Origin of the sequence: Frigoribacterium sp. PhB116 (genome assembly GCF_004364285.1) — a bacterium.
Lineage (GTDB): Bacteria > Actinomycetota > Actinomycetes > Actinomycetales > Microbacteriaceae > Frigoribacterium.
Window position 1 is genome coordinate 124,022 of the sequence record NZ_SOBE01000004.1, and the last position, 19,167, is coordinate 143,188.

At 72.0% G+C, this 19,167-nt stretch carries 14 protein-coding genes; 13 read left to right on the forward strand and 1 reads right to left on the reverse strand.

Features of this window, described 5'->3' with window-relative positions; genetic code table 11:
• Positions 1-70: 70 nt before the first annotated feature.
• From EDF20_RS13275 to EDF20_RS13290, 4 genes are all read left to right on the forward strand, one after another.
• On the forward strand, positions 71-1,351 hold the full coding sequence (locus tag EDF20_RS13275) for an extracellular solute-binding protein (RefSeq protein WP_243833492.1): 1,281 nt from the start codon (positions 71-73) through the stop codon (positions 1,349-1,351).
• Between the two features lie 91 nt (positions 1,352-1,442).
• Positions 1,443-2,327: a sugar ABC transporter permease gene (locus EDF20_RS13280; RefSeq protein ID WP_133738990.1), complete on the forward strand. Its 885-nt coding sequence runs from the start codon at positions 1,443-1,445 to the stop codon at positions 2,325-2,327.
• A 3-nt stretch (positions 2,328-2,330) separates the two neighbouring features.
• Positions 2,331-3,236, forward strand: a complete 906-nt coding sequence (locus EDF20_RS13285) for a carbohydrate ABC transporter permease (protein ID WP_123547011.1) — start codon at positions 2,331-2,333, stop codon at positions 3,234-3,236.
• 2 nt (positions 3,237-3,238) lie between these two features.
• Positions 3,239-5,842 (forward strand): glycoside hydrolase family 78 protein, encoded by a 2,604-nt coding sequence (locus tag EDF20_RS13290; protein ID WP_133738991.1) that lies wholly within the window; start codon positions 3,239-3,241, stop codon positions 5,840-5,842.
• A gap of 161 nt (positions 5,843-6,003) precedes the next feature.
• Here EDF20_RS13290 and EDF20_RS13295 read toward each other — a convergent pair whose 3' ends face one another.
• Positions 6,004-7,053: a LacI family DNA-binding transcriptional regulator gene (locus EDF20_RS13295; RefSeq protein WP_208292652.1), complete on the reverse strand. Its 1,050-nt coding sequence runs from the start codon at positions 7,051-7,053 to the stop codon at positions 6,004-6,006.
• 204 nt (positions 7,054-7,257) lie between these two features.
• Here EDF20_RS13295 and EDF20_RS13300 point away from each other — a divergent pair, with 204 nt between their 5' ends.
• The 9 genes from EDF20_RS13300 to EDF20_RS13340 all read left to right on the forward strand — a co-directional run bounded on the left by EDF20_RS13300 (position 7,258) and on the right by EDF20_RS13340 (position 19,165).
• Entirely contained in the window at positions 7,258-8,874 is a 1,617-nt protein-coding gene (locus EDF20_RS13300; protein ID WP_133738992.1) for a sugar ABC transporter ATP-binding protein, read from the forward strand.
• Positions 8,871-9,902: an ABC transporter permease gene (locus EDF20_RS13305; RefSeq protein WP_133738993.1), complete on the forward strand. Its 1,032-nt coding sequence runs from the start codon at positions 8,871-8,873 to the stop codon at positions 9,900-9,902. The genes EDF20_RS13300 and EDF20_RS13305 overlap by 4 nt, the downstream gene beginning before the upstream one ends.
• A complete protein-coding gene (locus EDF20_RS13310) occupies positions 9,895-10,992 on the forward strand; it encodes an ABC transporter permease (RefSeq protein WP_133738994.1) in 1,098 nt (365 codons plus the stop codon). The genes EDF20_RS13305 and EDF20_RS13310 overlap by 8 nt, the downstream gene beginning before the upstream one ends.
• A gap of 86 nt (positions 10,993-11,078) precedes the next feature.
• Positions 11,079-12,143: a rhamnose ABC transporter substrate-binding protein gene (gene rhaS / locus EDF20_RS13315; protein WP_123547006.1), complete on the forward strand. Its 1,065-nt coding sequence runs from the start codon at positions 11,079-11,081 to the stop codon at positions 12,141-12,143.
• 124 nt (positions 12,144-12,267) lie between these two features.
• Positions 12,268-13,767: an L-fucose/L-arabinose isomerase family protein gene (locus tag EDF20_RS13320; protein WP_123547005.1), complete on the forward strand. Its 1,500-nt coding sequence runs from the start codon at positions 12,268-12,270 to the stop codon at positions 13,765-13,767.
• Positions 13,768-13,867: 100 nt separating this feature from the next.
• Positions 13,868-14,347, forward strand: a complete 480-nt coding sequence (locus EDF20_RS13325) for an L-rhamnose mutarotase (RefSeq protein WP_133738995.1) — start codon at positions 13,868-13,870, stop codon at positions 14,345-14,347.
• On the forward strand, positions 14,344-15,507 hold the full coding sequence (gene rhaI / locus EDF20_RS13330) for an L-rhamnose isomerase (RefSeq protein WP_123547003.1): 1,164 nt from the start codon (positions 14,344-14,346) through the stop codon (positions 15,505-15,507). The genes EDF20_RS13325 and rhaI overlap by 4 nt, the downstream gene beginning before the upstream one ends.
• Positions 15,508-15,608: 101 nt before the next feature.
• Positions 15,609-17,654: a bifunctional aldolase/short-chain dehydrogenase gene (locus tag EDF20_RS13335; RefSeq protein ID WP_123547002.1), complete on the forward strand. Its 2,046-nt coding sequence runs from the start codon at positions 15,609-15,611 to the stop codon at positions 17,652-17,654.
• The gene (locus tag EDF20_RS13340; protein ID WP_133738996.1) at positions 17,651-19,165 is read left to right on the forward strand and encodes a rhamnulokinase family protein; all 1,515 of its coding nucleotides are present in this window, start codon (positions 17,651-17,653) and stop codon (positions 19,163-19,165) included. Before EDF20_RS13335 ends, EDF20_RS13340 begins: the two co-directional genes overlap by 4 nt.
• Positions 19,166-19,167 lie beyond the last annotated feature (2 nt).

Below are 19,167 nucleotides of genomic sequence, written 5' to 3' on the forward strand. Positions count from 1 at the left end.
AGCCCATGGTGTCCGGTCAATTATGAAGCGCTTCAACTTTCATGAGGCGCCCACCATTCAAGGAGGAATGATGTCCCGCACCGCACGTCGTGTCGCTGCCTTCACCGTCGCCGGCCTGACCATCGCTGGCCTCACCGCGTGCTCGGGTGGCGGAGCGGGCCAGGCAGCGACCGAGTTCGCCGTCCTGGGCAACGTCGAGAACGAGGTCGTCCCTGCAACGCTTCAGACCCTGGCCGACGGCGCCTGCTCGACCGAGAACGACGCCATGCCCCTCAAGGTCGAGACCGTCCCGCAGACGAACCTCAACCAGCAGGTGCAGCTGCTCGCCGGTCAGGGCGGCCTCCCCGTCATGTACGCCGTCGACACGAACGAGCTCGTGCAGCAGCTCGACGACGCCGGCTTCGTCGCGCACTTCGACGAGCTGCTCGACGAGATCGGCGCGGCCGACTCGATCGAGCCCGCCGCGCGGTCGACCGTCGAGTCGCTCTACGACGGCGAGTTCCTGGTGCTGCCGACCGAGTACAACATCGAGGGCATCTGGTACAACAAGACGCTCTTCGCCGACAACGGCGTCGACGTGCCCGAGAGCTGGGACGACGTGGTCGCTGCGGCCGGCACGTTCCAGGACGCCGGCCTCACCCCGTTCGCCGCGAGCGGTGAGCAGGGCTGGCCCCTGACGCGCCTCGTCGGGAACCTGATCGAGCGCGAGCTCGGCCCCGACGCCCTCCAGGCCGTCGCCGACGGCGACGCCGAGCTGACCGACCCCGAGTACGTGGCCGCGGCCCAGCAGGTCGCCGACCTCGGCGCGGCCGGCTACTTCGGCGAGGGGGTCGGCTCGATCGACTACGACACGTCGATCAACCAGTTCCTCAACGGCAGCTCGCCGATGCTCTACATGGGCAGCTGGGTCCTGAGCAACTTCGCGGACGACACGGCGAACCAGATCGGCGAGGACGCCATCGGCTACCTTCCCTTCCCCGCCGTCGAGGGCGGCGAGGGCGACAGCAGCCAGCTCGTGGCCAACGTCGGCCTGCCCTTCACGATCAACCCGAGCGTGCTCAACGACGACAGCAAGGCCTGGGTCAAGTGCATCGCCGAGAACTACGGCCAGGTCGCCCTGGAGGACAGCAGCCGCATCTCCGGCTTCACGGTGTCGGGCGACGCCGCCGGCACCGCGCTGACGACGGAGGTGCGCGACCGCATCGCGGCCACCGACACCACCATCCCCTGGTTCGAGGCGTACTTCAGCACGCAGGCCACGACGACCTCGCAGCAGAACGCGGCGCAGCTCGTCACCGGCGCGATCACTGCCGAGGAGTTCATGACGCTCGTCCAGGGCGACCTGGGCTGACGCCTCCTCGTCGAGGGCGGGCACGCGCCGCCGCGCGCGTCCCGCCCTCGACGGACCCTGCACGACTTCCCGCTCGTACCGAAGGCACTCCATGAACCCCCTGCTCGGCGACCGGCGCGCGACCCTCATCCTCATCGGGCCCGCGTTGCTCATCTACTCCGTCGTGATGCTCGTCCCGATCGTCGTGTCCTTCGGCTACACGCTCACGAGCGGCAACGCGATCACCGGCTTCACGTTCTCGGGACTCGAGAACTACCAGCGCCTCCTCACCGACACCCGGGTCGGGGACGCGCTGCTGCTCACGGTCCGCTACGCCGTCCTCATGACGATCCTGCAGGTCGGCTTCGGCTACCTCCTGTCGCTGATGTACGTCTTCGTGCTGCGGAAGTGGTCGAGCGCCGTCCGCACCCTGGTGTTCTTCCCCGTCGTCCTGCCGACGGTCGCGGTCGCGCTGCTGTTCCAGCAGATGTTCGCGATCGCCCCGCAGAACGGACTCGTCAACACGGCGCTGGAGGCCGTCGGGCTGTCGTCGGTCGACTGGTTCGGCGACGGCGGCACGGCGTTCCTCGTGATCATCGTGATGGACGTCTGGCGGTCCATGGGCTTCTACGGGGTGCTTCTCTACGCCGGTCTGCTCGACATCCCCGAGGAGGTGTTCGAGTCGGCCCGCATCGACGGTGCCTCCGGCTTCGGGCTCGTCCGACGCATCGTCCTGCCGCTCTCGCTGCCCGTGCTGGTCTCGTCGTTGATCTTCTCCGTCAACGGGACCCTCAAGGTCTTCGACAGCATCCTCGCGCTCACCAACGGTGGGCCGGGCACGTCCACCAGCCCCCTCACGATCTACATGTTCGACACGTCGTTCCGCTTCGGGCAGTACGGCTACGGCAGCACCGTCGCGTTCCTGCTCACGGTCGTGTCGCTGCTCGTGACCGTCTTCATCTTCCGCGCCAACCGCCGCGACCTCACGAAGGACTGACCGATGACCTCCGTCGACACCGCCGTCCCCGCGACGTCTGCGCCCCTCCGCCGTCCGACCGCGAGGCGCCGCACGGCTCCCCGACGGCGCCTCGGGCAGGTCGTCAGCGGCGCGCTCGTCGCGCTCCTCCTCGTGATCGTCGTGGGGCCGCTCGTCTGGATGCTCCTCGGCTCCTTCAAGACGCAGACGGAGTTCCTCGAGCAGCCCGTCTGGGCGCTGCCCGCGCAGTGGAACTTCGACAACTACGTCTTCGCGTGGACAGAGGGCAACTTCGCGCAGTACGCGTCGAACTCCGTCCTGACCGTGTTCCCGTCGCTCCTCCTCGTGCTGCTCTTCGGCTCCATGGCGGGCTTCGCCCTCGAGGTCCTGGTCTGGAAGGGCCGCGGCGCGATCCTGATCACGTTCCTGGCCGGCATCATGGTCCCGACGCAGATGATCCTGCTGCCGCTCTTCGCCGCGTACTTCCGCCTCGGGCTGACCGGCACCCTCTGGCCGCTGCTCATCACGTACACGGCGACGAGCCTGCCTCTCGCGGTGTTCCTGATGGCCACCTTCTTCCGGGCCGTCCCGCGCGAGATCTTCGAGGCGGCGATGCTCGACGGGGCCGGGATCGTCAGGTCGTTCTTCCTCGTCGGCCTGCCCATGGTCCGCAACGCGCTCTTCACCGTCGGGCTGGTCCAGTTCTTCATGCTCTGGAACGACCTCCTCATCGCCCTGACCTTCACGAACTCCGGGTCGCTCCGCACGTTGCAGGTGGGCCTGCTGAACTTCACCGGCCAGTTCGGCTCGGTGCAGTACGGGCCGCTCTTCGCCGCGATCTGCCTGAACGTCGTGGCGATCCTCGTGATCTACCTGTTCCTCAACAAGCAAGTGCAGAAGGGCCTGACCGCCGGTGCGGTCAAGGGGTGACCATGAGCGCGACTATCACCGACCTGCGGGTCGAGCACGGCCGTGACGCCCTGGGCCTCGGCACCCCTCGTCCCCGCCTGAGCTGGCAGCTCGACGGCCCGTCCGGCTGGCGGCAGGAGTCCGTCGAGATCGCCCTCGAGGCGGACGGGCGGCAGGTGGCGACGGCGGTCGTCGGCACCGCCGAGCAGGTCCTCGTGCCCTGGCCGTTCGCCGACCTCGCCTCGCGGCAGCGGGTCGAGGTCCGCGTCCGCGTCACGGGCGCCGACGGCGAGACGTCGACGTGGAGCGCCCCGATCCCCGTCGAGGCGGGCCTCCTCGCACCGTCGGACTGGCTCGCGCGCCCGGTCGGCGGGTCCTGGCCCGAGGAGCCCGGCACGGACCGACGCCCCTCCCGTGTCCGGCGCGCCTTCCGCCTCGACGCAGCCGTCGCCTCCGCTCGCCTCTACGCGACCGCACACGGCGTCTTCGAGGCCGAGCTCAACGGCGTCCGTGTCGGCGACGAGGAGCTCTCCCCGGGCTGGACCTCGTACGACGCCCGCCTGCGCTACCGCACCTACGACGTCACCCACCTCCTCTCGGCCGGCGAGAACGTGGTCGGCGCCTGGCTCGGCGACGGCTGGTACCGCGGGCGCCTCGGCTTCAACGGCGGCTACCACGACCTCTACGGGACGGATCTGTCGTTCCTGGCCCAGCTCGAGGTCGAGCTCGTCGACGGGACGCGCGTCGTCGTGGCCACCGACGAGACGTGGGAGGCGGCGCCCAGCCCGATCTCGTTCAGCGGGCTCTACGACGGGGAGCGCCACGACCTGCGGCTCGACGGCGACGGCTGGTCGAGTGCCGGTGCCGACCGGGACGGATGGAGTTCCGTGGCCACGGGGGAGCGCGACCCGAGGACCCTCGTCGCACCCGAGCAGCCGCCCGTGCGCTGCACCGACGAGATCGCCCCGGTGGCGCACTGGACCACACCGGGCGGCACCGTCGTGCTCGACTTCGGACAGAACCTGGTCGGTCGCCTCCGTGTCACGGTCGACGGCGAGGCCGGGCACGAGGTGACGCTGCGCCACGCCGAGGTGCTGCAGGACGGGCTGCTCTACCGGCGCACCCTCCGCCTGGCTGCAGCGGAGGACGTCGTGACGCTCAGCGGCCGCGGGCCCGTCACCTGGGAGCCCCGCTTCACCATCCACGGCTTCCGCTACGCCGAGGTCGAGGGGTGGCCGGGGGAGTTCGACCCCGCGGCGGTCGTCGCTCGGGTCCTGCACACCGACATGGAGCGCACGGGCTGGTTCGCGTGCTCGGACCCCGGCCTCGAGCGCCTGCACGAGAACGTGCTGTGGAGCACCCGCGGCAACTTCGTCGACATCCCGACCGACTGCCCGCAGCGCGACGAGCGCCTGGGCTGGACGGGCGACATCCAGGTGTTCGCGCCCACCGCCTCCTACCTGTACGACTGCTCGGGCATGCTCGGCTCGTGGCTGCAGGACCTCGCCGTCGACCAGCTGCCGGACGGCACGGTGCCGTGGTTCGTGCCGCGGATCCCCGGCGGCCCGTCGTGGGAGCCGATCGAGCCGGGCGCGGTCTGGGGCGACGCCGCGGTGCTCACGCCCTGGACGCTCTGGGAGCGCTTCGGCGACGCGGGCGTGCTGGCCCGCCAGTGGGACTCGGCCAAGGCCTGGGTCGACCTGATCCTCGCCCGGGCCGGGGACGACCGGATCTGGGACGAGGGCTTCCAGCTCGGCGACTGGCTCGACCCGGCCGCGCCGCCGGACGACCCGGCCGACGCGCTCACCGACCGGTACCTCGTCGCGTCGGCGTACCTGTACTGGTCGACCCGCCACCTGGCGGCCACCGCCGCCGTCCTCGGCAAGGGCGCCGAGGCCGCGCGCTACGACTCGATCGCCGAGGAGGTGCGCGAGGCCTTCGTGGGGCGCTGGACCGACGGCCGCGGGCACACGACGAGCGACGCTCAGACCGCCTACGGGCTCGCCCTCGAGTTCGGGTTGGTCGAGGGAGAGAACGCGCAGGCCGCGGGCGACCGGCTCGCCGAGCTCGTCGCCGAGGCCGGCAACCGCATCGCGACCGGCTTCGCCGGGACCCCCGTCGTCGCCCCTGCCCTCACCCGGACGGGACACGTCGACCGGGCCTACGACCTGGTCCTCGAGCGTTCGTGCCCGTCGTGGCTGTACACCGTCGACATGGGCGGGACGACCATCTGGGAGCGCTGGGACAGCATGCTCCCGGACGGCACGGTCAACCCCGGCGAGATGACGAGCTTCAACCACTACGCGCTCGGCGCCGTGGCGGACTGGATGCACGCCACCGTCGCGGGGCTGGCGCCCGCGGCACCTGGCTGGCGCAGGATCCGCTTCGCCCCGCGCCCCGGCGGCGGGCTGACGCACGCGTCGGGTCGACACTTGTCGCCCTACGGCGAGGTGTCGTCAGCGTGGCGGGTCGAGGGCGAGGTGTTCGCGCTCACGGTCGTGCTGCCCGTCGGCACGACGGGCGAGGTCTCCCTGCCCGACGGCACGACCGTCGAGGTGTCACACGGTCGCCACGAGTTCACCTGCTCAGCGGCCGCGACCGCGGGCGTCGGTGCCGCCGCGGGCTGATCAGCATCCGCGCCGCCGTAGGCGCACCGTGCCGCAAGTGCCGACCGCGTGGCCCGTGATGACGGGATTCCCGAGTGTTGCAGCGCCCCTTCGAGGCTGCCGGTCGGCATTTGAGGAGAGCGAGCGTCGGCGCGGGCTGATCAGGCGGGAGCGCCGGTCGGTCAGGCGTCGGGCACGGTGCTCGCGCGCACCACGAGCTCGGGCGCGAAGACCACTCGGCGCGGCGAGCGGGCGGGGTCGTCGATCTCGTCCTGGAGGATGTCCATCGCGGTCTGCCCGATCAGGGCGCTGGGCTGACGGATCGAGCTGAGCGGCACCACGGCCGCCCGGGCGAAGTCGATGTCGTCGTAGCCGATCAGGGCCACGTCGTCGGGCACGCGCAGGTCGCCGAGCATCACGAGCGACTGCAGCACGCCCATCGCCACGAGGTCGTTCGCGGCGAAGACCGCGTCGGGTCGCTCGCCCGCCGGGCGCGACATGAGCTCGGCGGCGGCGGCGCGACCGTGCTCCACCGTCAGCGCGGGAACCTCCACGACCTCGAGCGTCGCGGCAGGACGGGAGGCGGCGCTCTCGGTCGGGGCCGCCGCGTTCGCGGCGCGCACCGCCTCCTGCGCGCCCCGGAGGCGGTCGGCCACCTGCTGCAGGTCGAGCGGCCCGCCGACGAACGCGAGACGGCGGCGACCGACCGACAGGAGGTGCTCGGCAGCGAGCTGGCCGCCGCGCACGTCGTCGACGGAGACCGACGAGAAGTCCGTGAGCTCGGCCTGCCGGTCGACGAGCACCGCGGGGGTCCCGCGTCGGCGCAGCCGCGCCAGCCGGGCGGTCACGTCGCCGACCGGGGAGATGAGGATGCCGAGCACGCGGTTCTCCTCGAAGAGGTCGAGGTAGTGCGCCTCGCGCTCGACCTGCTGGTCGCTGTTGCCGAGCAGGACGACGCGGCCCGCCTTCTCGGCGGCCGTCTCCGCGCCGCGTGCGACGTCGGAGAAGAACGGGTTGCCCCCGTCGAGGATCACGAGGCCGATGGCCCGGCTCGCCCCGGCTCGGAGCTGTCGTGCGGCGTCGTTGCGGACGAACCCCAGCTCGTCGATCGCCGCGTGCACGCGCTCGACCGTGGCGGGGCTGACCTTGTCCGGCCGGTTCAGCACGTTCGAGACCGTGCCGACCGAGACGCCCGCCGTGGTCGCGACGTCGCGGATGCTCACCGACTCCACCCGCGCCTCCTGCCCTGGGTCGTGCTCCCTGACGACGGGGCCGAGTCTAGGCCGGGCCTCGCCGGGGGCGACGACCGGCGGGCCGCGAGCCGCGAGCCGCGGGCGGCCGAGACGCAACTGGTGCTTGACGCCGTCCCGGCCCGCCCCTACTGTCGTCCCCAAGACCTTTTGAAACGATTCATTTCTCGATGAGGAGAACGATCGATGTCGATCGACCCCACGCCCGGCGGCCTCTCGCCGACGGCCCCCGTGTTCGAGCTGAGGGGGGCCCGCAAGACGTTCGGCGCCGTGGTCGCGCTGGCCAGCGGCAGCGTGCAGCTGCGCGCCGGCGAGATCAACGCCCTCGTCGGCGAGAACGGCGCCGGCAAGTCGACGATGGTCAAGATCCTCGCCGGGGTGCACCAGCCCGACAGCGGCGAGTTCCTCTTCGACGGGCACCCGATCGTCTTCCGCACCCCGGCCGAGAGCAAGGCCGCCGGCGTGAGCGTCATCTACCAGGAGCCCACGCTGTTCCCCGACCTCACCGTCGCCGAGAACATCTTCGTCGGCCGACAGCCCACCTCGCGCCTCGGCTTCATCGACCGCGCGAAGATGCGTGCCGACGCGCGCGCCCTGTTCGCGCGGCTCGGCGTGCCCATCGACCCCGACCGCGTCGCCGAGGGCCTGTCGATCGCCGACCAGCAGATCATCGAGATCGCCAAGGCCATCTCCCTCGACGCCAAGGTCCTGATCATGGACGAGCCGACGGCAGCCCTCAGCGGCGTCGAGGTCGAGCGTCTGTTCGGCGTCGCGCGGGCGCTCCGTGACCGCGGCAGCGCGATCATGTTCATCTCGCACCGCTTCGACGAGGTCTTCGGCCTCAGCGACCGCATCACGGTGATGCGCGACGGCGCCTTCATCTCCGAGCACGCGACCGGCGACGTGACGACGGCCGAGATCGTCCGCGCCATGGTCGGCCGCGACGTCGACCAGCTGTTCCCCAAGCAGGAGGCGCGGATCGGCGAGCCCGTCGTCACCGTCGAGGGCCTGACGCGGCAGGGCGTCTTCCACGACGTGTCGTTCGAGGTGCGGGCCGGCGAGATCGTCGGCCTGGCCGGCCTCGTCGGCGCGGGCCGCACCGAGGTCGCCAGGGCGCTCTTCGGCATCGACCGCTACGACGCCGGCAGCGTCACGGTGAACGGCAAGCCGCTCGCCCGCCGCGACCCGATGGCCGCCATCACCGCGGGCATCGGCTTCGTGCCCGAGGACAGGCGCAAGCAGGGTCTCGTGATGGACATGTCGGTCAGCCGCAACACCACGCTGACCCTCCGCAGGACGCTGAGCCGCTTCGGCCTGGTCAGCGCCCGACGCGAGCGGGAGGCGGCGGCCGACTGGTCGCAGCGACTCCAGGTCAAGACCGGCAGCCAGGAGCTCGCCGTCGCGACCCTGTCGGGCGGCAACCAGCAGAAGGTCGTGCTGGCGAAGTGGCTGGCGACCGACCCGACCTTCCTGATCGTGGACGAGCCGACCCGCGGCATCGACGTCGGCACGAAGAGCGAGGTGCACCGGCTGATCAGCGACCTCGCCGGCCGCGGCATCGCCGTGCTGATGATCTCGTCCGAGCTGCCGGAGGTGCTCGGCATGGCCGACCGCGTGCTCGTCATGCACGAGGGGCGGCTCACCGCGACCCTCGACCGCGCCGACGCCACGGCCGAGCGCGTCATGCACGCGGCGACCGGGTCGGACGCGGCGGACCTGACCGAGGCCACGCAGGCCGCACCCGCAGCCAGCCCGACCAACCCGACCACACCCCCGACAGCGACCGCAGAGGCCACCCGATGACCACCTCCCACGCCCTCGCGGCTGCCCCCACGTCGGGACGGAACCCGGTCGCCTCCCTGCTCCGGCAGCGCGAGGTGCCCGTCGCGTCCGCCCTCGTCGTGCTGGTGATCGTCACGACGATCGCCAACCCGCTCTTCGTCTCGGCCCAGGGCGTGAAGGACCTCATGCTGAACGCGACGATCACGGTGATCATGGCCGTCGGCCTCGGCACCGTCATCATCACGAACAACATCGACCTCTCGGTCGGGTCGATCCTCGGGCTCGTCGCCTTCGCGACCGGCACGGTGTTCGCCGCCGCGCCCGACATCCCGATCGTGTTCGTGTTCCTGATCGGGCTCGCGATCGGGGCGGTGCTCGGGGCCGTGAACGGGTTCCTGGTGACCGTGGCCAGGGTGCCGTCGCTCGTCATCACCCTCGGGATGCTCTACATCTACCGCGGGCTCAACAACGCCTGGGCCGGTGGCCAGCAGTACTTCGCGGGCGACCGCCCCGCCGCCTTCGGGCGCCTGTCGGTCGACACGGTGCTCGGCGTCCCGATCATCACGATCATCGCCGTGGTCGTCGTCGTGCTCGTCGCCGTGTTCCTGGCCCGCACGCGGCCCGGCCGCGACCTGTACGCCATCGGCTCGGACGAGGAGGCGGCACGCCTGTTCGGGATCGCGGTGAGCAGGCGGGTCGTGACGGCCTTCGTCCTCAACGGCACGCTGACCGGCCTGGCGGGCGTGCTCTACGCCAGCCGCTTCAACTCGGTCGGTGCGACGACCGGCACCGGGCTCGAGCTGGACATCGTCGCCGCGGCCGTCGTCGGCGGCATCGCGATCTTCGGCGGCTCGGGCAGCGTCGTCGGCGCGGCGATCGGCGCCGTGCTGCTGACCACCATCACGAGCAGCCTCACCGCCCTCGGCGTCGACAAGTTCTGGCAGCAGGCCATCGTCGGCGTCCTCATCCTGACCGCCATCCTCGTCGAGCGGATCGCCTCGATCCGCAAGGCCCGACGACTCCGCACGAGCGAGGCCACCAATGCCTGACCAGACCGTCACCCGCGCCCCCGAGGCCTCCACGTCGTCCCCCCGGACGGGCGCACGCGACCCCGGAGCGCGCGCCGAGCGGGCGCTGCGCCGCCGCCGCCTCCTCAGCGGCCGCGGGGCGATCATGGTCTGGGCCCTGCTCGCGACCCTGCTCGTCTGTGCCCTGACGGTGCCCCGGTTCGCCAGTGTGCAGACCACCGGGTTCCTGCTGCTCGACGCCATCCCGATCCTCATGATCGCCATGCCGATGGCCCTGGTCGTCATCACCGGCGAGATCGACCTCTCGGTCGCCAGCACTGCGGGCCTGACGAGCGCCACGATGGGCGTGCTGTGGGCCGCCGGCTGGGGCATCCCCGAGATCTTCGTCGTGTGCGTGCTGATCGGCGTCGTCTGCGGCGCCCTGAACGGCGCGCTCGTGACGACGATCGGGCTGCCGAGCCTCGCGGTCACCATCGGCACCCTCGCGCTCTACCGCGGGCTGGCCCTCGTCGTGATCGGCGACAACGCCGTCGCGAACTTCCCGCCCGGGCTCACCTCGTTCTTCACGTCGAAGATCGGCGGAACGGGCATCCCGACGGTGATGATCGGAGTCGTCGTCGTGATCCTCTTCTTCGGGGTGCTGCTGCACTTCAGCTCGTTCGGCCGGGCACTGCCCGCGATCGGCTTCAGCAAGGAGGCCGCGAGCTTCGTCGGCGTCCACGTCGGCCGCGCCAAGTTCTGGATGTTCGTCTCGACCGGCGTCGTCTCGGCGCTGGTCGGCATCTACTGGACCCTCCGTTACTCGAGCGCCCGCAGCGACAACGCGACCGGCATCGAGCTGGCCGTGATCGCCGCGGTGCTGCTCGGCGGCGTCTCGATCTTCGGCGGCCGTGGCTCCATCCCCGGCGTCGTCGCCGGCGTGCTGATCATCTCGAGCATCAGCTACGCGCTGCGGCTCGGCGGCATCAGCGACGTCGTGCTCAACGTCGTCACCGGTCTGCTGCTCGTCGGGAGCGTGGTGACGCCGAGCCTGATCTCGGTCGTCCGCGACAAGACCCGTGCCAGACGGGCGGCGAGGGCCGTGCTGGCCCGCTCCGCCGGGCACGCCTGAGCCGCGAACGCTCGCTCGGCCCCCTGAACCCACCCGCACCACCACACCTCACCCGCACCGCCCCACCCACAGCAAAGGACAGAACGATGGAGTTCCCCACCTACACCCGAGGCCGTACCCTCCGGCGTGCCGCCGCTGCTGTCGCCGCCCTCGCGACCGTCACCCTCGTCGCCTCCGGCTGCGCCCTCACGGCGGCCAGCGACGACGCCAGCTCGGGCTCCGGCTCGGGCGGCACCGAGTCGATCGCCTTCGTGCCGAAGCAGCTGAACAACCCCTACACCGACGTCGTGCTCGGCGGCGGCGAGTCCGCGTCGAAGGCGATCGGCTACGACTACAGCGTCGTGGGCCCGCTCGAGGCGAGCGCCTCCTCACAGGTCACGTTCCTCAACACCCTCACGCAGCAGGGCACGAACGTCATCGTCATCGCCGCGAACGACCCCGACGCGGTCGGGCCGGCCCTGAAGGAGGCGCGCGACGGCGGAGCGAAGATCGTCGCCTTCGACTCGGACACCAACCCCGACTACCGCGACGTGTTCGTCAGCCAGGTCGAGGCCAAGGACGTCGCGCTGATCCAGATCCGCCAGATGAGCGAGCAGATCGGCGGCCAGGGCGACATCGCGATCCTCTCCGCGACCGCGAACGCCACGAACCAGAACGAGTGGATCAAGTACATCCAGGAGGAGGTCGACACGAACCCGGACTACGCCGGCATCACCATCGTCTCGACCGTCTACGGCGACGACGACGACGCCAAGTCGTTCCAGGAGGCGCAGGGCCTGCTGCAGGCCAACCCGGACCTCAAGGGCATCATCTCGCCGACCACGGTCGGCATCGCCGCGACGGCCCGCTACCTCTCGACCTCGGAGTACAAGGGCAAGGTCGCGCTGACCGGGCTCGGCCTGCCGAACGAGATGCGCGAGTTCGTCAAGGACGGGACCGTCACCGCGTTCGCCCTCTGGGACCCGGCACAGCTCGGCGAGGTCGCGGCCTACGCCGGCCAGGCGCTGGTCGACGGCACGATCACCGGCGAGGAGGGCGACACCTTCACGGCCGGCGACCTCGGTGAGCGCACAGTCGGGGCCGACGGCATCGTCATCGTCGGCCCGCCGACCGAGTTCGACGCCGACAACATCGACGACTACGACTTCTAGGCACTCCCCGTAGTCGTCGTCCGTCGCGGGGCGCGGCGGTGCGCACGACCGGCACCGCCGCCTCCCGGCACGACCTCGCCCTTCCTCCCTCTCTTCCCTCGGCCCCTGCACCGGAGCGATCTCCATGAGCACCACCTCCTCGTCGGTCGGCGACCTGCTGCCCCCGTTCCGCCGTCGTCGCACCCGCGTCGGCCTCGTGGCCGGCGGGCTCGGCACCTACTGGCCCCAGTTCCCCGGACTGCTGCCCCAGCTGCAGGAGTCCACCCGCTACGTCGTCGAGCGCTTCGGCGCCCTCGACGCCGAGACGATCGACACCGGCTTCATCTCGGACGCGCAGGAGGCGCGGGTCGCGGCCGACACGCTGCGCACGGCCGACTGCGACCTGATCGTCGTCTTCCTCACCACGTACCTGACCTCGTCGATGGTCCTGCCGATCGCGCAGCGGGCCGGCGTGCCCGTGCTCGTCATCGACCTGCAGCCCACCCCGTCGATGGACCACGACCGCTTCGACACCGGCCTGTGGCTCGCCTACTGCGGACAGTGCCCGGTGCCCGAGGTCGCGAACGTCTTCGCCCGCGCGGGCATCGAGTTCCGATCGGTCACGGGCCACCTCCGCAGCGAGCGGGCCTGGAGGCGCATCGAGCGCTGGGTGCACGCCGCCGGCGTCCGCGCACGGCTGCGCGAGGCCCGCCACGGGCTGATGGGCCACCTCTACCCGGGCATGCTCGACGTCTCGACCGACCTCACGCTGCTCTCGACCCACTTCGGGTCGCACGTCGAGGTGCTCGAGCTCGACGACCTCCGCGTGCGCGTCGACGAGGTCTCCGACGCCGCGGTCGGGGAGAGGGTCGCCCTCGCCCGCCAGGTGTTCGACGTCGACCCCTCCGTCGCCGACGACGACCTCGACTGGGCCGCGCGCGTGTCGGTCGGCCTCGACCGCCTCGTCGACGACTTCGACCTCGACTCGCTCGCCTACTACCACCGCGGCCTCGCGGGTGAGCAGCACGAGCGGCTCGGCGCGGGCCTCATCCTCGGGGCGTCGTTGCTGAACGCCCGCGGCGTGCCGGCCGTGGGCGAGTACGAGCTGCGCACCTCCGTCGCGATGCTCGCGGCGCAGGCGCTCGGGGTCGGCGGGTCGTTCACCGAGATCCAGGCGATCAACTTCGACGACGACGTGGTCGAGATGGGCCACGACGGGCCGGCGCACCTCGCGATCTCGTCGTCGCGTCCCGTGCTGCGGGGGCTCGGCGTGTTCCACGGCAAGCGAGGGCACGGCGTCAGCGTCGAGTTCGACGTGCAGCCGGGCCCGGTCACGACCTTCGGCCTCGGCCAGGACCGCGACGGCGCGTTGTCGTTCGTCACGAGCGAGGGCACCGTGGTGCCGGGACCGCTGCTCGCCATCGGCAACACGACCTCGCGCGTCGACTTCGGCGGCGACCCCGGCGAGTGGGTCGACGAGTGGTCGCGCAGCGGCATCGGGCACCACTGGGGGCTCTGCGTCGGCCACGTCGCGCGCGACGTCGCCGCCGCGGCGTCGCTGCTCGGCATCGAGCACCGCCACGTCGCGGCGCCGTTCGACGACGCCGACGGCTTCGAGCGCAGCCTGGGCCGCGCGACGTCGTGAGCAGGCGAGCGGCCGGTCGCCGGGTCGTCTTGCCGAGCGCCCGGACGCACGCTACGCTCGATCTATTGAAACGATTCAACGACGAACCGGAGACCACCTGATGACCGCCCACGACCACGAGCGATACGCGTTCCGGCTGCAGGTCGCGCCCGACCGCCTGGACGAGTACGCCGGTCGTCACGCCGAGGTCTGGCCCGAGATGCTGCAGGCGCTCCACGACAGCGGCTGGCACGGCTACTCCCTCTTCGCTGCTCCCGACGGCCTGCTCGTCGGCTACGTCGAGGCCGTGTCGCTCGAGGCCGCCCAGGCGGCGATGGCCCGGACCGAGGTCAACGCCCGCTGGCAGGCCTCGATGGCCGAGTTCTTCACCTCGCTCGACGGCACGCCGCCTGACGAGGGCTTCGAGCTGCTCACGCAGGTCTTCAACCTGGAGGCGCAGCTCGGCCTCCCGGGCGGCGGCCGCCAGCCCGACCGCACGGGCCCCACGGCGGCGGCCCCCACGACCCCGGCTGCCGCAGCCCCCACGACCCCGGCGTCATCGACGACGACCGGCACCACGACCACGGGAGAGGCATCATGACCACCTTCGACGACATCGCGCCGACGCTCGAGCGCCAGGCGATCGAGCTGCCCAGCTGGGCGTTCGGCAACTCGGGGACCCGCTTCAAGGTCTTCGGCACGCCGGGCACTCCCCGCACGCCCGAGGAGAAGATCGCCGACGCGGCGCGCGTCCACGAGCACACGGGCCTGGCGCCGAGCGTGGCCCTGCACATCCCGTGGGACGAGGTCGACGACTTCGGCGCCCTCCGCTCGTACGCCGAGGGGCTCGGCGTCGCCCTCGGCACCGTGAACTCGAACACGTTCCAGGACGACGCGTACAAGTTCGGCAGCCTGGCCCACAGCGACGCGGCCGTGCGGCGCAAGGCGGTCGACCACCACCTCCGCTGCCTCGAGATCATGCACGAGACCGGCTCGCGCGACCTCAAGATCTGGCTCGCGGACGGCACCAACTACCCCGGGCAGGACTCGCTCCGCCAGCGCCAGGACCACCTGGCCGAGTCGCTCGCCGAGATCTACGCCGGCCTCGGCGCCGAGCAGCGCCTCGTGCTCGAGTACAAGTTCTTCGAGCCGGCGTTCTACCACACCGACGTCCCCGACTGGGGCACCAGCTACGCGCAGGTGAGCGCCCTCGGCGACCGCGCGCTGACCTGCCTCGACACCGGCCACCACGCCCCCGGCACCAACATCGAGTTCATCGTCATGCAGCTGCTGCGGCTCGGCAAGCTCGGCTCGTTCGACTTCAACTCGCGCTTCTACGCCGACGACGACCTGATCGTCGGAGCGGCCGACCCGTTCCAGCTGTTCCGCATCCTGTTCGAGGTCGTCGACGGCGGCGGCCTCGAGGTCGGCTCGCCCGTGCAGTTCATGCTCGACCAGTGCCACAACGTCGAGGACAAGATCCCCGGCCAGATCCGCAGCGTGCTGAACGTGCAGGAGATGACGGCGCGCGCCCTGCTCGTCGACCGTCCGGCGCTCGACGCGGCCCGCGCCTCCCACGACGTGCTCGGCGCGAACGCCGTGCTGATGGACGCCTTCTACACCGACGTCCGCCCGGCGCTGGCCGACTGGCGCGAGGGCCGCGGCCTGCCGCGCGACCCGATGGCGGCGTACCTCACGAGCGGCACGCCCGAGCGCCTGGCCGCCGAGCGCGCGGGCGGCAAGCAGCTCAGCTGGACCTGACCCGCGCCTCCTGGCCGGCGGCTCACCCTTCCCACCCGCACGCGGCGACCCGACCCGCGCCTCCTCGACCTGCTCCTCCTGACCTCGAACGGACCTCCCTCGTGACCAGCACCACGACCAGCACCGCCGCCGACCTCGTCGCGCGCAGCAACCGCCTCGGCGCCGACCCGGCGAACACGAACTACGCCGGCGGCAACACCTCGGCCAAGGGCACCGCGACCGACCCGGCGACGGGCGAGCCGGTCGAGCTGCTCTGGGTCAAGGGCAGCGGGGGAGACCTCGGCACCCTCACCGAAGACGGCCTCGCCGTGCTGCGCCTCGACCGGCTGCGGGGGCTCGCGAACGTCTACCGCGGGGTCGAGCACGAGGACGAGATGGTCGCCGCCTTCGACTACGCCCTGCACGGCAAGGGAGGCGCGGCACCGTCGATCGACACCGCCATGCACGGCCTCGTCGACGCCGCTCACGTCGACCACCTGCACCCCGACGCGGGCATCGCGATCGCGACGGCGGCCGATGGCGAGCGGCTGACGGCCGAGATCTTCGGCGGCGCGGTCGTCTGGGTCCCGTGGCGCCGACCGGGCTGGCAGCTCGGCCTCGACATCGCCGCGATCAAGGCCGAGCACCCGGAGGCGCGCGGCACGATCCTGGGCGGGCACGGCATCACCGCGTGGGGCGACACCAGCGAGGAGGCGGAGGCGGCCTCGCGCTGGATCATCGAGACCGCGCAGGCCTGGCTCGACGAGCACTCGCGGCCCGAGCCCTTCGGCCCGGCCCTCGCCGGCTACGCGGCCCTGCCCGTCGACGAGCGCCGCGCCAAGGCCGCGGCGCTCGCACCCGTCGTCCGCGGCATCGCGTCGCACGACCGGCCGCAGGTCGGCTCGTTCACCGACAGCGACGTCGTGCTCGACTTCCTCGCCAGCACCGAGCACCCCCGGCTCGCGGCGCTCGGCACGAGCTGCCCCGACCACTTCCTCCGCACGAAGGTGCGGCCGCTGGTGCTCGACCTGCCGGCCGACGCGACCGTCGAGGAGTCGATCGCGCGCCTCCGTGAACTGCACGAGCAGTACCGCCTCGACTACCAGGCGTACTACGACCGGCACGCGACGACCGACAGCCCCGCGATCCGCGGCGCCGACCCGCTGATCGTGCTCGTGCCCGGCGTCGGCATGTTCTCGTACGGCGGCGACGCCCAGACGGCGCGCGTCGCCGGCGAGTTCTACGTCAACGCGATCGCCGTGATGCGCGGCGCCGAGGGCGTCTCGAGCTACGCGCCGATCGACGAGGCCGAGAAGTTCCGGATCGAGTACTGGGCCCTCGAGGAGGCGAAGCTGCAGCGACGGCCCGCGCCGAAGCCGCTCGCCACCCGCGTCGCGCTCGTGACCGGTGCCGCGTCGGGCATCGGCAAGGCCATCGCCACCCGGCTCGCCGCCGAGGGGGCCTGCGTCGTGATCGCCGACCTCGACCTCGCCAAGGCGCAGGCCGCGGCGTCCGAGATCGGCGGGCCGGACGTGGCCCGCGGCGTCGCCGCCGACGTCAGCGACGAGGCCGCGGTGAAGGCGTCGATCGCCGAGGTGCTGCTGGCGTTCGGCGGGCTCGACCTCGTCGTCAACAACGCCGGGCTCAGCCTGTCGAAGTCGCTCTTCGACACCACCGAGGCCGACTGGGACCTGCAGCACGACGTGATGGCCAAGGGCTCGTTCCTCGTCGCGAAGAACGCGGCCCGCGTACTCGTCGACCAGGGCCTCGGCGGCGACATCGTCTACATCTCGTCGAAGAACTCGGTCTTCGCCGGCCCGAACAACATCGCCTACAGCGCGACGAAGGCCGACCAGGCCCACCAGGTCAGGCTGCTCGCGGCGGAGCTCGGCGAGCACGGCATCCGCGTCAACGGCATCAACCCCGACGGCGTCGTGCGCGGCTCGGGCATCTTCGCCAGCGGTTGGGGCGCCAACCGCGCCGCGACCTACGGCGTCGACGAGAAGGACCTCGGCGCCTTCTACGCGCAGCGCACCATCCTCAAGCGCGAGGTCGTGCCCGAGAACGTCGCCGCCGCCGTCTACGCCATCTGCACGAGCGACTTCTCGCACACGACCGGGCTGCACGTGCCGGTCGACGCGGGGGTCGCCGCGGCCTTCCTGCGATGAGCCAGGGCGGCTCGAGCCCCGCGGGAGGCGTCGTCGCCGCGGTCGACCTCGGGGCGACGAGCGGGCGCGTCGTGCTCGGGCACGTCGACCGTGACGGCGTCCGGCTGCAGCACGTCGCCCGGTTCGCGAACGACCCGGTCACGCTGCCCGAGGGGCAGGGCGCAGGAGGCGCGGGCCGGGTCGGCCTGCACTGGGACGTCCTGGGGCTCTGGCGGTCGGTCTCGGCGGGGCTGACGCTGGCCCTCCGTGACGAGCCGGGCGTGGCCTCGATCGGCGTGGACTCCTGGGCCGTCGACTACGGGCTGCTGCGCGAGGGCCGCCTCCTCGGCTCTCCGTACCACTACCGCGACGAGCGCTCGGCAGCGGGGGTCGAGACGGTGCACGCCGTCGTGCCGCCCGGTGAGCTCTTCGCGCGCACCGGCCTGCAGCACCTGCCGTTCAACACCGTCTTCCAGCTCGCCGCCGACCAGGCGTCGGGCGTCCTCGCCCCGGCCGATCGTGCCCTGCTCGTGCCCGACCTCGTCTCGTGGTGGCTCACCGGCACGGCCGCGACCGAGCGCACCAACGCCTCGACGACGGGTCTGCTGTCGCCGGCGACGGGGGAGTGGGACGTCGAGCTGATGGGCCGGCTCGGGCTGACGCCCGACTTGTTCGCGCCGCTCGTCGACCCGGGCGCTTCCCTCGGTCCGCTGCTGCCCTCGGTCGCCGCGGCGATCGGCGCCCCGGCGTCGCTCGGGGTCACGGCGGTCGGGTCGCACGACACCGCCTCGGCCGTGGTCGCCGTGCCGCTCACGGGCGAAGACGCCGCCTACGTGTCGAGCGGCACGTGGTCGCTCGTCGGCCTCGAGCTGCCGTCACCGCTGCTCGGCGAGGACGTCCGTGCGGCCGGCTTCACGAACGAGGGCGGCGTCGACGGGCGGGTGCGGTTCCTCAAGAACGTGTCGGGCCTGTGGCTGCTGAGCGAGTCGATGCGTGCGTGGAGCCGCTCGGGCACCTCGGCCGCCGAGCGCAGCAGCGACCTCGCGGCCCTGCTCGCCGAGGCGGCGGCCGTGACCCGGCCCGTCGCCGTCTTCGACGCCACCGACGTGCGCTTCACCCCGCCGGGCGACATGCCCGCGCGCATCGAGGCGTGGTGCGTCGAGCACGACGTGGAGCCGCCGCGGGGCCGCCCCGAGACCGTGCGCAGCATCCTCGAGTCGCTCGCGGCCGCGTACGCCGAGACGCTGCGGGATGCCGAGCGGCTCTCGGGCCGCACGATTCGCACCGTGCACGTCGTCGGGGGCGGCTCGCAGAACGAGCTGCTCTGCCAGTTGACCGCCGACTGCACGGGCTGCACCGTGCTGGCCGGGCCGGTCGAGGCGACGGCGCTCGGCAACGTGCTCGTCCAGGCGCGGGCCGCAGGGCTCGTGCACGGGAGCCTCGAGTCCTTGCGTGCCCTGGTGCGTCGCAGCTCCTCACCCGTCCGCTACGAGCCGCGGACCACCGCGGCCCCCACCTCGCAGAGAGGCTGAGA